Origin of the sequence: Klebsiella sp. BIGb0399 (assembly GCF_003752615.1) — a bacterium.
In the GTDB taxonomy this organism is placed as follows: domain Bacteria; phylum Pseudomonadota; class Gammaproteobacteria; order Enterobacterales; family Enterobacteriaceae; genus Klebsiella; species Klebsiella lignicola.
The window spans coordinates 213,674-227,238 of sequence record NZ_RKHT01000005.1 but is presented as its reverse complement, the minus strand read 5'-3'; the positions used below and the strand labels follow the sequence as shown (position 1 = coordinate 227,238).

13 protein-coding genes are annotated in these 13,565 nt (G+C 55.9%); 4 read left to right on the top strand and 9 right to left on the bottom strand.

The features are described 5' to 3' along the window. Positions 1-40: 40 nt before the first annotated feature. Positions 41-1,003 carry a L,D-transpeptidase family protein gene (locus tag EDF82_RS01385; protein WP_123753841.1) on the top strand — a complete coding sequence of 321 codons (963 nt, stop codon included), beginning with the start codon at positions 41-43 and terminating at the stop codon, positions 1,001-1,003. Between the two features lie 242 nt (positions 1,004-1,245). On the opposite strand, the gene bhsA is transcribed toward EDF82_RS01385, so the two are convergent. Continuing rightward, positions 1,246-1,503, bottom strand: coding sequence for a multiple stress resistance protein BhsA (gene bhsA / locus EDF82_RS01380; RefSeq protein ID WP_123753840.1), 258 nt, complete (start codon positions 1,501-1,503; stop codon positions 1,246-1,248). Between the two features lie 246 nt (positions 1,504-1,749). On the opposite strand from bhsA, the gene EDF82_RS01375 reads away from it, so the two are divergent. Both EDF82_RS01375 and EDF82_RS01370 read left to right on the top strand, forming a co-directional pair. After that, positions 1,750-2,385, top strand: a complete 636-nt coding sequence (locus tag EDF82_RS01375) for a TetR/AcrR family transcriptional regulator (protein ID WP_123753839.1) — start codon at positions 1,750-1,752, stop codon at positions 2,383-2,385. Positions 2,386-2,629: 244 nt separating this feature from the next. Next, positions 2,630-4,816, top strand: a complete 2,187-nt coding sequence (locus EDF82_RS01370) for a TonB-dependent siderophore receptor (protein ID WP_123753838.1) — start codon at positions 2,630-2,632, stop codon at positions 4,814-4,816. A gap of 56 nt (positions 4,817-4,872) precedes the next feature. Here EDF82_RS01370 and EDF82_RS01365 read toward each other — a convergent pair whose 3' ends face one another. The 8 genes from EDF82_RS01365 to hinT all read right to left on the bottom strand — a co-directional run bounded on the left by EDF82_RS01365 (position 4,873) and on the right by hinT (position 10,995). Next, a complete protein-coding gene (locus EDF82_RS01365; RefSeq protein WP_123753837.1) occupies positions 4,873-5,412 on the bottom strand; it encodes a glycine zipper 2TM domain-containing protein in 540 nt (179 codons plus the stop codon). A gap of 243 nt (positions 5,413-5,655) precedes the next feature. Then, entirely contained in the window at positions 5,656-6,960 is a 1,305-nt protein-coding gene (locus EDF82_RS01360) for an NAD(P)/FAD-dependent oxidoreductase (RefSeq protein WP_123753836.1), read from the bottom strand. 233 nt (positions 6,961-7,193) lie between these two features. Beyond that, positions 7,194-7,736 (bottom strand): alpha/beta hydrolase YcfP, encoded by a 543-nt coding sequence (gene ycfP / locus EDF82_RS01355; protein ID WP_123753835.1) that lies wholly within the window; start codon positions 7,734-7,736, stop codon positions 7,194-7,196. 26 nt (positions 7,737-7,762) lie between these two features. Continuing rightward, complete coding sequence (gene nagZ / locus EDF82_RS01350) at positions 7,763-8,773, bottom strand: beta-N-acetylhexosaminidase (RefSeq protein ID WP_199733650.1); 1,011 nt, start codon at positions 8,771-8,773, stop codon at positions 7,763-7,765. Positions 8,774-8,804: 31 nt separating this feature from the next. Next, a complete protein-coding gene (gene thiK / locus EDF82_RS01345) occupies positions 8,805-9,623 on the bottom strand; it encodes a thiamine kinase (RefSeq protein WP_123753833.1) in 819 nt (272 codons plus the stop codon). After that, a complete protein-coding gene (gene lpoB, locus EDF82_RS01340; protein ID WP_174510096.1) occupies positions 9,604-10,239 on the bottom strand; it encodes a penicillin-binding protein activator LpoB in 636 nt (211 codons plus the stop codon). The genes thiK and lpoB overlap by 20 nt, the downstream gene beginning before the upstream one ends. Positions 10,240-10,260: 21 nt before the next feature. Next, positions 10,261-10,635, bottom strand: a complete 375-nt coding sequence (locus EDF82_RS01335) for a YcfL family protein (RefSeq protein WP_123753831.1) — start codon at positions 10,633-10,635, stop codon at positions 10,261-10,263. Positions 10,636-10,638: 3 nt separating this feature from the next. Next, a complete protein-coding gene (hinT, locus tag EDF82_RS01330) occupies positions 10,639-10,995 on the bottom strand; it encodes a purine nucleoside phosphoramidase (protein ID WP_123753830.1) in 357 nt (118 codons plus the stop codon). A 358-nt stretch (positions 10,996-11,353) separates the two neighbouring features. Between hinT and fhuE the strand changes: the two genes are divergently transcribed. After that, on the top strand, positions 11,354-13,525 hold the full coding sequence (gene fhuE, locus EDF82_RS01320) for a ferric-rhodotorulic acid/ferric-coprogen receptor FhuE (RefSeq protein ID WP_199733649.1): 2,172 nt from the start codon (positions 11,354-11,356) through the stop codon (positions 13,523-13,525). Positions 13,526-13,565 lie beyond the last annotated feature (40 nt).

The window sequence follows — 13,565 nt, the reverse complement described above, 5'->3', positions numbered from 1 at the left end:
TCCCGTCTGTTTCCGCATAAAAAATAACCACTTATTTATTATGACTATTTCCGTATCGCGTTTATCTCTCTGGCTGGCAGCGATGGCCGTCGCTGTCGTCATGGCGCTGCCCGCCCGCGCCAATACCTGGCCGCTACCGCCGGCGGGCAGCCGCGTCGTGGGGCAGAACCAGTTTCACGTCGTGCAGAATAACGGCGGTTCACTGGAGGCTATCGCCAAGCGCTACAACGTCGGATTCCTGGCCTTGCTGCAGGCCAATCCTGGCGTCGACCCTTTTGTGCCGCGGGCCGGGAGCGTCCTGACCATTCCGCTACAGACCCTGTTACCCGATGCGCCGCGTGAAGGGCTGGTGATCAATCTCGCCGAGCTGCGCCTCTATTATTACCCGCCGGGTAAAAACGAGGTTACCGTCTACCCTATCGGTATCGGCCAACTGGGGGGCGATACGATTACGCCCACCATGGTCACCACCGTTTCCGACAAGCGCGCCAACCCGACCTGGACGCCAACCGCCAACATTCGGGCCCGCTATAAAGCGATGGGAATAGATCTTCCTGCCGTGGTGCCTGCCGGGCCGGAAAACCCGATGGGACATCACGCCATTCGCCTCGCGGCCTACGGCGGTGTCTATTTGCTGCATGGTACCAATGCTGATTTTGGTATTGGCATGCGCGTCAGCTCCGGCTGCATCCGTCTGCGCGATGATGACATCAAAACGCTGTTTGACAAGATTACCCCGGGCACCAGAGTCAACATCATCAACACGCCGATTAAGGCCTCCGTTGAGCCGGACGGCACGCGTCTGGTGGAGATCCATCAACCGCTGTCCAAACATCTGGATGACGATCCGCAAACCCTGCCGATCGTTCTGAACAGCACAATGGAGAGCTTTAAGCAGTCACCAGCGACCAACCAGGACGTCATGAACCACGCCATGGAACTGCGCTCAGGCATGCCGATTAACGTGACCCGCCACCATGTGGCGCACGAGCAAGCAATGTAAGGGCAATCGGTCGGATTACCGACATAAAAAAAACCGCCTGCAGGTAACCTGACAGGCGGTTTTTTTATGGATATCTAACAAACAAGATAACGCGAAAGGTCGACATGCAGCGGTCTCATAAAGGGGTGAAGACCGCCTCACGTCTGTGGCATAGCAAGGAACATCTTACAGCGTACTGCTCGCGAGCTGATAAAGGGGTCAGGCTCGCGTGTTGTCAGTGGCATGACAGGGGTAAAACAAACTTATTTATAGATAACAGCTGTTCCGTGCAGGGTGTTCGGGCCCGTGACGGAAGTGATACGGAAAGAGGTAGCGCCCATTTCTTCCGCTTTTTGTGCCAGCTGATCTTCCAGAGAACCTAAGTTGGTGCCAGCGGTCGCGGAAACGGTACCAATTTTGTGTTGGTTAGCTGGAGCGGATTGCACTTCAACAGCAGCAAAACTGGCGAAAGAGAGAGAGCTCAGCACAGCGGCCAGCGTCAGAGTTTTGATGGTTTTCATGATTATTATACCTATGCAGATGATTTTAGTAGGGTCGCAAGAATTAACTTAACGATCGATAGGTAAATATTAATGTGATCCATATCACACGTCAAATCATTTTTATAACGATCGTTTATTTATTTATAAACAACTTAAAATTCATATATATATGAATTATTTATTTTTGCGGGTTCGGCGCTGGTAGGTTGCGGCGTTTATTTTTATAATGCCCACTCAACAAACCAACATAGGTACAGCGGCACCATGACAACTGACGTTCAAAGTTGCACAAAAAAAAGCCGTGGCCGACCAAAAGTGTTCGACAAGGAAGCGGCGCTGGATAAGGCCATGGCACTTTTCTGGCAGCACGGCTACGAGGCAACTTCTCTTGCCGATCTTGTAGAAGCGACCGGGGCAAAGGCGCCGACGCTGTATGCGGAGTTCGTCAACAAAGAAGGGTTATTCCTGGCGGTACTCGACCGTTACATTTCGCGTTTCGCCGCCCGGCACGAAGCGGTGCTGTTTGACGAGGATAAATCTGTCGACCAGGCGTTGCGCGACTACTTCACCGCCATCGCGACCTGCTTTACCAGCAAAGATACGCCGGCGGGCTGTTTTATGATCAACACCTCTGCGGCGCTGGCGGCCTCATCAACCGATATCGCCAACACCATCAAATCGCGCCATGCGAAGCAGGAGCAGACCCTGGCCCAGTTTCTGCAGCAGCGTCAGCTGCGCGGCGAGCTTGCGGAAAATGGTGACGTCCAGCAGCTGGCGCAGTTTTTAAACTGCGTTTTACAAGGGATGTCTATCAGCGCGCGCGAAGGCGCCGACTTCGAGAAACTGATGCGCATCGCCGACACCACATTGCGGCTGTGGCCGCAAATCCTTCAGCACTAATCTGCGCTGCCACCCGGTGACACTCGCCACCGGGCCTTCACGTTCTCCCCTCCAGCTTTAACCTTATTTTTATTAATGTTTTCATATTATTAAGTCGTTATTTTGTTGTAAATGATATTGATAACGATAATCAATGTGTGCAAAATTCGCATTTGCTTTTCAAAATATTTCAGTCTGTAACCACCGGCGCGTCTGCCCCGGAATAACAAAAACAACGCTGTAATTACTCATAAAAGGAATGCGAATGAACACGCGTCTCTGGGTGCTTAACCCACTGCTGCTGGCTACTGCCCTGCCCGCGTTTGCCGCTCAGGTCGATGAAGAAAACATTATCGTGAGTGCCAACCGAACCCATCGCACCGTCGCCGAAATGGCGCAAACCACCTGGGTTATCGAAGGTCAGGAAATTGAACAGCAGGTGCAGGGCGGCAAGGAGTTTAAAGACGTTCTGGCCCAACTGATCCCCGGCATTGACGTCAGCAGCCAGGGACGCACCAACTACGGCATGAACATGCGTGGCCGGGCCATCGTGGTACTGATTGACGGCGTGCGCCTTAATTCATCTCGTACCGACAGCCGCCAGTTGGATTCTATCGACCCGTTCAATATTGAACACATTGAAGTGATTTCTGGCGCCACCTCTCTGTACGGCGGCGGCAGTACCGGCGGCCTGATCAATATCGTCACCAAAAAAGGCCAGCAGGAGCGCCAGGTGGATCTGGAGCTCGGCGGTAAAACCGGTTTTGCCAACAGCAACGACCATGACGAACGGGTGGCGGCGGCGGTCAGCGGCGGAACCGATCACGCTTCCGGGCGTTTATCGGTCGCCTATCAGCGCTTCGGTGGTTGGTATGACGGCAACAACGATGCGCTGATCCTCGATAACACCCAGACCGGCCTGCAGCATTCTGACCGCCTGGATGTCATGGGCACCGGGACGATTAACATCGACGAAAACCGCCAGCTGCAGCTGGTGACGCAATACTACAGAAGCCAGGGCGACGATTACGGCCTCTATCTTGGCAAAAATATGTCGGCGGTCACCGGCGACGGGAAGGCCTACACCACCAACGGGCTGGACTCCGACCGCGTTCCCGGTACCGAACGTCATCTGATTAGCCTGCAATACTCCGACGCCGATTTCTACGGCCAGAACCTGGTCAGCCAGATCTACTACCGCGACGAGTCGCTGAGCTTCTACCCCTTCCCGACCCTCAGCAAAGGCCAGGTCAGCAGCTTCTCCTCCTCAAAACAGGATACCGATCAGTACGGGGCGAAAATCACCCTCAACAGCCAACCGCTTGACGGCTGGGACCTGACCTGGGGGCTGGATGCCGATCACGAGACCTTCAACGCCAACCAGATGTTCTTCGACCTTAACACCTCGATGGCATCCGGCGGCCTGCACAACGACGCGATTTACACCACCGGCCGCTATCCGGGCTACAGCATCACCAACCTGGCGCCGTTCCTGCAAAGCAGTTATGACCTCAATGAGATCTTCACCCTGAGCGGCGGCGTGCGCTACCAGTGGACGGAGAACCGGGTCAACGATTTTGTCGGCTATGCCCAGCAGCAGGACGTGGCCAACGGCAAAGTCAACTCGGCCGATGCCATTCCAGGCGGCAAAACCGATTACGATAACTTCCTGTTTAACGCCGGGATTGTTGCCCACCTCACCGACCGCCAGCAGACCTGGTTTAATTTCTCGCAAGGGGTCGAGCTTCCGGATCCGGGGAAATACTACGGCATCGGTAAATATGGCGCGGCGGTAAACGGCAACTACCCGCTGCTGTCGAGCGTCAACGTCGGCGACTCGCCGCTGCAGGGGATCAAGGTCAACTCCTACGAGCTGGGCTGGCGCTACACCGGCGATAACCTGCGCACGCAGCTGGCGGCGTATTATTCCACCTCAGACAAAACCATCGTCGTTAACCGCACCGATATGACCATCGACGTGCAGTCTGACAAGCGACGCATTTACGGGGTGGAAGGCGCGGTCGACTACGCCTTCCCGCAGAGCGACTGGAGTACCGGAGCGAACTTCAACGTCCTGAAATCACAGGTGAAGACGGACGGCAGCTGGCAGAAATGGGATGTCACCCTCGCCTCACCATCGAAAGCCACCGCCTGGGTCGGCTGGGCGCCGGATCCGTGGTCACTGCGCGTACAGACTCAGCAGGTCTTCGATCTGAGTGATGCCAGCGGCAACAAGCTGGATGGCTACAATACCGTCGACTTTATCGGCAGTTATGAACTGCCGCTGGGCAAGCTGACCTTCAGCATTGAGAACCTGCTGAATGAAGATTATGTCACCATCTGGGGTCAACGAGCGCCGCTGCTGTATAGCCCGACCTACGGCAGCAGTTCACTGTATGAGTACAAAGGACGCGGACGCACCTTTGGTCTGAACTACGCCCTGAGCTTCTGATAAAAAAAGCCCCCCAGCCTGAACGGATGGGGGGCTTATGGTGAATGGCATCTTTTTTACGCTTTATTGTTCAGAATTAACTGGCCGTTGTTGTCCAACGGAATTTGCGTGCCGGGATCGCGATCCATGCGGATTTTGCCCTGCTGACCGCCAATTTTATAAGTGACGTCGTAACCCAGCATTTTATCCGACTTATCGTACACCGTTTTGCAGCGCTGCTGCGTTGTGGTGTAGGTATCGCCTTCCTGCATCGCGCCCTGGATCTGGTTGCCGGCATAGCCGCCACCCAGCGCGCCCGCGACGGTCGCCACGCTACGACCGCGACCGCCACCAAACTGGTGACCGATGACACCACCCGCCACGGCGCCCAGCACCGAACCGGCAATGCGGTTTTCATCCTGCACCGGACGACGGTGGGTCACGGTGACGTTACGACACTCCTGACGCGGGGTTTTCACCGTCTCTTTAATGGGGGTGCTGGAAACCACCTGGGCATATTGCGGGCCGCGATCTAACACGTTCAGACCAGCGACGGCTGCTACGCCCAGCGCGGCAGCGACGCCAATCCCTATACCCGCCAACATTGATTTATTCACGGGACATCCTCCCTTGTTGCTGATAACCCTAATTTTGCGATCGCGCAGGGAACCTTGCAAATGAGAAAGCGGATGAAAAATGCGAGAAGCAGCGGCAAATAGCGGGGATTCAGAGGAATCTGAGACGATATAGCGAGCAAAGCAGATGGATATTCTGGAAATAACCCGGCGCATCGACGCTTCGCCGGGTTATCGCTCCGGACAGACCTGTGGGCCTGCTCCGGACGCTGAGACTTCAGGACATTAGTGCAGTTTCAGACGCGGGCGAATAATACGGTTGATACGCCCTACCAGCATCATCAGCCCGGTTTTGCAGTACCCGTGCAGCGCAATCTGGTGCATGCGGTACAGCGAGATGTAGACGAAGCGCGCGATACGCCCTTCCACCATCATCGAACCGCGCATCAGGTTACCCATCAGGCTGCCGACCGTCGAATAGTTGGAGAGCGACACCAGGGAACCATGGTCTTTATAGACGTAGGATTTCAGCGGCTTGTCTTTCATCTGCGCCAGAATATTGTTCAGCGCGCAGGTAGCCATCTGATGCGCAGCCTGCGCACGTGGAGGTACGAATCCACCTTCCGGGCGCTCGCAGGAGGCACAGTCGCCGATGGCATAGATGTCCGGGTCCAGCGTGGTCTGCAGGGTTGACTGCACCACCAGCTGGTTAATACGGTTGGTTTCCAGACCGCCGATCTCTTTCATAAAATCAGGCGCTTTGATCCCCGCAGCCCAGACCATCAGGTCGGCATCGATAAACTCGCCATCTTTGGTGTGCAGGCCGTTGGCGTCGGCGCTGGTTACCATGGTTTTGGTCAGCACGCGCACGCCAAGCTTGGTCAGTTCGCTATGCGCCGCGCCGGAAATACGCGGCGGCAACGCCGGCAGAATACGCTCGCCGGCTTCCACCAGCGTCACGTTCAGCGCTTCGTTGGTCAGCCCTTTGTACCCGTAGCTGTGCAGCTGTTTCACCGCATTATGCAGCTCAGCAGACAGCTCAACGCCGGTCGCCCCGCCGCCGACGATAGCGATATTCACTTTACCGTTAGCACCCAGGTTGGCGGAGTACTTCAGGAACAGGTTCAGCATTTCCTGATGGAAACGACGCGCCTGGTGCGGGTTATCAAGGAAAATGCAGTTTTCTTTGACGCCCGGAGTGTTGAAATCGTTGGAGGTACTGCCCAGCGCCATCACCAGGGTGTCATACGGCAGCTTACGTTCCGCCACCAGCAGATCGCCCTTCTCGTCACGTAATTCCGACAAGGTAATGGTTTTGGCTTCACGATTGATATCCGCCACCGAACCCAGCTGGAACTGGAAGCCGTGATTGCGGGCATGAGCCAGGTAGCTCAGCGCATCGACACCTTCATCGAGTGAACCGGTCGCCACTTCATGCAGCAACGGCTTCCATAAATGGCTATGGTTACGATCGACCAGCGTGATTTTCGCTTTTTTATGACGTCCCAGCTTTCTCCCCAGCTGAGTCGCCAGTTCCAGCCCGCCAGCGCCGCCACCTACGATGACGATTCTTTTCAATGGTGTAGTCACGAGACCCCCTAAAATTATTAACCAATTGTTAATTAAAAGTTATAAAAATAGCTCTTATTTAACAACAAGTTACAGCAGTGAAACCATTCAGCGATATTGAGAATACCATGAACGGGTCATTGGTCATACCAAAATTGATATGCATCAAGTTTTACCGCATGTTTTTTGAGCGGGCAATAAAAATGGCATAAAAAAACCCGCTGTATGGTCATACAACGGGTTGTGGGGAGGGGTCAACCGAGGGTCTTAAAGGCTTTTATACGCTGCAGATGCGGTGAGATATTTTTGAATTTATGAGTCTGCTCGTTATCCCAGATTATCTCATAGTAGTGATGCAGCAGGTCGGCGGAACGCTGGCTGTCCAGCGCCTCATCCTGACGAGAGAGGATCACCAGGCAACGGTCGCGATTTTTTTCGCGGAAGTTGTTCACGCATTTGGTGCTGATATCCGCGTACTCTTCAGGCCGGTCAATCTTGCCTTCCATGTTTTCAGCCGGAAACAGATTAGGGTTGAAAACCGCCTGACGGATATCGCACAGAAAGCCGATCCGCTCAGCCCAGTAACCGCCCAACCCGACACCGCAAATCAGCGGCCGGTCGTCGGTATTGAGCTGCAGCATTTTGTCGACCTCTTTTAACAAATGCTGCATATCATGTTTCGGGTGCCGCGTGCTGTAACTTATCAGGCGCACATCGGGATCGATAAACTGCAGCTGGAGCACCTTTTCATGGTTGCCGGGGCTGTTTGAGTCAAAACCGTGTAAATAGATAATCATCGCATCCTCACCAGACTTCAGGTCAATTACGCAGACTTCGCCTCTTGCCAACGCGCGTGGAGCTGTTCCAGCTGCGCATTAACCGTCTTCCAACGGGCAGAATCCCTTAACTCCTGACGGGTAAATGAACCTTTATGATACAATTTCGTAACACGCTCTGCTTTGATCGGCGACAGGTTATCCAGCACGCTGACCGCACCCTTACGATTATTGCAGACCAGGATCATATCGCAACCGGCATCCAGAGAAGCCTGCCCGCGTTCAGCATAGCTGCCCATAATCGCCGCCCCTTCCATCGACAGGTCGTCGGAGAAAATCACCCCGTCAAACCCCAGCTCGCCGCGCAGTACCGTCTTCAGCCAATGTGCCGATCCGCTGGCCGGGCGAGGGTCGACGTCGCTGTAGATAACGTGTGCCGGCATAATGGCATCGAGGCGGTTTTCCGCCACCAGGGTGCGAAATACCGCCATATCTTTAGCTCGGATCTCAGCTTCTGCGCGCGGGTCACGCGGCGTCTCTTTATGGGAATCGGCGGTCACCGCGCCGTGTCCCGGGAAGTGTTTGCCGGTGGTTTTCATGCCCGCGTCGTGCATCCCGTCAATAAAGTGACGGGCAATGGCCAACGCTTTCTGCGGATCCTCATGATAGGACCGCTCGCCAATGGCGGCGCTGATATGCCCGACGTCCAGCACCGGCGCAAAGCTGATATCAATGTCCATCGCAATCATTTCGCTGGCCATTAACCAACCGGCCTCGGCCGCCAGGGCGCCACAGGCTTCCATCCCCAGCAGTGCGGCAAAAGATTGCGCGGCAGGCAGACGGGTAAAGCCTTCACGAAAGCGCTGAACGCGGCCCCCTTCCTGATCGACCGCGACCACCAGATGGTTGCGTGAAGCCTCGCGGATCTGGCGCACCAGTTCCCGCAGCTGCGCCGGATCGTGGTAGTTGCGGGTGAACAAAATCAAGCCGCCTACCAGTGGATGCGCCAGAATCTCGCGCTCTTCTGCATCCAGTTCAAACCCTTCGACATCCAACATTACCGGACCCACACTGACCTCTCTTATCCGTTTATTCTTTGTCTAACTGACACCATGTTTCATCTGCCAGCGTGATAAATTGCCGGTCGCCGGTCTGCTGCCAACGACGCTCATACCAGCCCGCCATCAATAAGATGACCCACGGGCGCCAACGTTGAACCTGTCGCCACAGCTGGCGCTCATCAATACGCGCCTGCCGGGCATAATCGCGCACCAGCTGGCGATGCACCTCAGGGGCGATCCATACCGCCGCCAGCTCCAGCGCGATATCGCCATCGCCTGCATATTCCCAGTCGATCAGCCGCAAGGTCGTTCCAGCGTGGACGATATTGCCGGCGTGCACGTCCATATGTAACGGCGCCAGACGCAGAGGACGAGGCTCACCGCGCCGCAGCAAACGTCGATGCCAGCGCAGCCATAATGGCGTCCGCCGCGCGCTATCGCCCTGCTGCCAGTAGCGCGTAAGCAGTGGCGCCAGCGCAATGCGCCAGCCCAGACGCGGCTGCTGGTGTAGATGATACAGTAATCCTGCCAGCTGCGGACTGCCCGGCAGCGCGCTTTTTATCTCGCCCGCGCAATAATCCACCACCATCCAGTTCGGCGAATAAAAACGCGGCGCAGGAACGATGGTCACCGGCAGGCGAGACAGCGTGCGGTACTGACGAAGGAAGTCGCTGGCGGGGGCTTCAGGGTCGTGCGGCTGGCGAAGCACCAGCCGTTTGACGCCATCGCTGATAATACAACTGCCGCCGCTCAGGCCTTGCTGGCCCGGGTCGGCGACAGGTGAATAGCGGGGAAAATAGCGCGACAGTACCTCGTCGCGCGTTAGTTTATTGTTGCTGAACTGCACCTTTACCTGACCAAATAATCTCGCCAGTTTGCACCAGCATCAGCTGCATTTTCAGCTCCGGCGAATTGACGTTGCCGGTGGCGTTAGAGTACAGCACGTACTGCGCGCCGACGGTGCGGGCAATGCCCATCGCTTTACTGCGGCTGCCAAGGCTATCCTGCGGCGACAAACCAAGCTGCTGTTTTGCCACGTTCAGTTGCTGCGCGGAGACCAGGGTAAATTTGCCATTGCCGCTCAGGGCATTGCGCAGTGCGCTGGTGGCGTCGGCAGCGTTGAGGGAACCGTTGGTACGGTTATTCACGCTGTCGACCAGCAGAATGCTTCCGGCATTGACGCCACCGGCCTGCAGCATTTGCGCCGCCAGCGGTTGAACTGCGGCATTCCAGTCGTAATGACGCACCCGCGGTGCCGGCTGTGCCGGTTGCTGCTCGTGTTCAATCGGCCCCGGCTGTTCAGGAATAGTCGGCACGGACGGTACCGTCGGAACCGTTGGCTGAGGCTGAGCGGGTTGCTCAGGCTTCGGCTGCGCCTCCTCGACGGGAGCAGGCTCTTGACGTTGCCCGACGCACCCAGCAAGGAATATCGCCAGTGCTGTGATTAACGCATAGCGACACATTTTAATCATTACAATTACCCCTTACAGATAAAGATAAAGGCGGGCTTTGTGCGCCCCCAGAAGATTTGCGCTGCCGTATAAGGTGACGGAAGAGCGTGCTGGCACCGTGATGCTACGAGCCGGCTCCAGCGGATGCATTTCCAGCCCTCGTGCGTCATACCAGAAGAAGCGGTAATGCACGACGATCGGCTCCGACCGTTCATTAAACAGCCGGGAGGTGGCGGTGGCCTGAATCTCAGACGCGGTGACCGACGGTGGATCGGCGCTGATACCCGCCGCCAGCACGTTGGATTCCATCACCAGCGTCTGCTGTTCACCTACCGGGATTTCCGCATGTGAACCGCACCCGGCCAGGAGTACCGCCGCCAGAAGTGTGCCGAAATGAGCTGCGCGCATCGATTAACCTTTGTGTGCCAGCATCGGACCCAGCGGGCGACCGCCCAGCAGGTGCATGTGGATATGGTAAACTTCCTGACCACCGTGGCGGTTGCAGTTGACGATCAGGCGATAGCCGTCGTCGGCCAGACCCTCGTCACGCGCAATTTTCGCGGCAACGGTCATCATGCGGCCCAGCGCCAGTTCATGTTCAGTGGTCACATCGTTGACGGTCGGAATCAGGATATTGGGGATGATCAGAATGTGGGTTGGCGCCTGAGGGGAAATATCGCGAAATGCGGTCACCAGTTCGTCCTGATAAACCATATCCGACGGGATCTCCCGGCGAATGATTTTGCTAAAAATCGTTTCTTCTGCCATGACTGATTCCTTATAAATTTTTATACCGTGCTCTGGCCTGCCTCTGCAGATAAACGCGGATGCACAGGATTCGCCTAAGAGTATGAGCGAGTTACTCCCTCTCTTTCAACCTGATTGCGCTTTTTCTTATGCCACAACGCCGCTGGCTGCTGGCGGATTAAGCATATCGTGGGTGATGACCTTTCAGCTGGCGTGCTGACGCGCGTTGTTGAGAACTTTTCTTACGCTTGTTTACACATTAAATACTAATGCGTATATTTCTCATTTGTATTCATTAAGAATGCAGTGCGCTTTAACACAACGATGACCGTGGCCGCAGAGCCCCGGCGCATAACAATAACCATTCGATTAAGGGTTCATGATGTCTCCCACTCTCCATTCCGGGGAATGGCGCCTCGCGCCTTCCCTGCTGGCTGTCGGCATTGCGCTGGCGCTGCACCCCTCCCTCAGTTCCGCCGCCGACAACACTGAAGATACTATTATTGTAGAAGGCACAGCGGACACCAGCGCTGAGGCGCAGCAGCAGGATTACAGCGTCAAAACCACCACTACCGGCACCAAACTGCTGTTAGTGCCGCGGGATATCCCGCAATCCGTCAGCGTCATCAGCCAGCAACGCATGGAAGATCAAAACCTGCAGACCATCGGCCAGGTGCTGAGCAACACCACCGGGATCACGCAGCAGGTGCAGGATAGCGACCGTACGGTCTTTTATTCCCGCGGTTTTTTTGTCAGTAACTACGCCTACGACGACCTCCCGACCTCCATCAGCGAAGTATGGAACTTTGGCGATACCACCACCGATACCGCGATTTATGACCGTATCGAAGTGGTGCGCGGCGCCACCGGCCTGATGAGCGGCTCCGGAAACCCATCGGCCTACGTCAATATGGTGCGTAAACACGCCGATAGCCGTGAGTTCAAAGGGAATGTCTCCGCCAGCTACGGCAGCTGGGACAAGCAGCGCTATGTGCTGGATCTGCAGGCGCCGCTGGTCGAATCAGGCAACGTGCGTGGACGCATGATTGCCGGCTACCAGGATAACGACTCCTGGGTCGACAACTATCACTACCGCAAGAAATTCCTCTACGGCGTGGTAGATGCCGACCTCACCGACAGCACCACCCTTTCGCTGGGCTATGAGTATCAGGAAAGCACCACCGAAGACCCAACCTGGGGCGGACTGCCGACCTGGTATAGCGATGGCAGCAAAACCCATTACAACCGTAGCGATACCGTTGCGCCGAACTGGGCATACTCCGATAAAGACAGCAAAAAGGTGTTCGCTAACTTCACCCAGCGCTTCGATAACGGCTGGGAAGCGCACATTAACGGTATGCACACCGAGACAAACTTCGATACCAAAATGATGTACATGTACGGTTACCCGGATAAGGACACCGGAAATGGCATGGTGGGATACGGCGGCTGGAACCGCGGCGAACGTAAACAGGACGCGGTTGATGCCTTCCTGCGCGGGGGCTTTGACCTGTTTGGCCGCCAGCACGAAATGATGATCGGCGGCAGCCTCAGCCGTCAGCGCAACCACTACGATAACTCGCTCCCGGATTCGCTGTACGGGATGGTTGATGTCGGCAGCTTCCGTAACTGGAACAGCAATATTGCCGACCCGCAGTGGACCGACTGGCAGCTATACAGCAAGGACGACATTCGTCAGTCATCGGCCTATACCTCGGCCCGCTTCTCGCTGGCCGACCCGCTGCACCTTATCCTTGGCGCCCGCTATACCAGCTATAACATTCGTTATAACCCTGCCGGTTCGCCGCAGACGCGTCTCGAGAGCACCAAAGATGACGTGACCCCGTATGCCGGCGTGGTGTATGACATCAACGACGCCTGGTCGGCCTATGCGAGCTACACCTCGATTTTCCAGCCGCAGGATAAGCGTGATGCCAACGGTCGTTATCTCGACCCGACAACCGGGAAAAGCTACGAAGCTGGCGTCAAAGCCGACTGGTTTAACACCCGCCTGACCACCTCGCTGGCTATCTTCCGCATCGAGCAGGATAACGTGGCCAACAATACCTATACCTACCTGCCGAGCGGCGAGTCTATCTATGAGTCGCTGGATGGCGTGGTCAGTAAAGGGGTGGAGTTCGAGTTGAACGGCGCGCTGACCGATAACTGGCAGCTCACCTTTGGCGCGACCCGCTATGTCGCCGAAGACAAGAGCGGTAATGCGGTGAGTTCTGACCAGCCGCGCACCACCATGAAGCTGTTCACCCGTTATCAGTTGCCGATGATGCCGGAGCTGACCGTCGGTGGTGGGGTTAACTGGCAAAGCAAGATCTGGAATGATGTGAGCGGCGGGCCAAACGGTCGGGATTACATTGATCAAGGCAGCTACGGCCTGGTGAATCTCTTCAGCCGCTATCAGGTGACCAAAAACTTTGCTCTGCAGGCGAATATCAACAACCTGTTTGATAAAGAGTACTACGACTATGTCGGCTCCTACCTGGTGTACGGCGCCCCGTTGAACGTCTCGGTGTCAGCCAGCTACGATTTCTAACCTTCCCTCTCCCGGGCCGACATCGCGCCCGGGTCTCCAC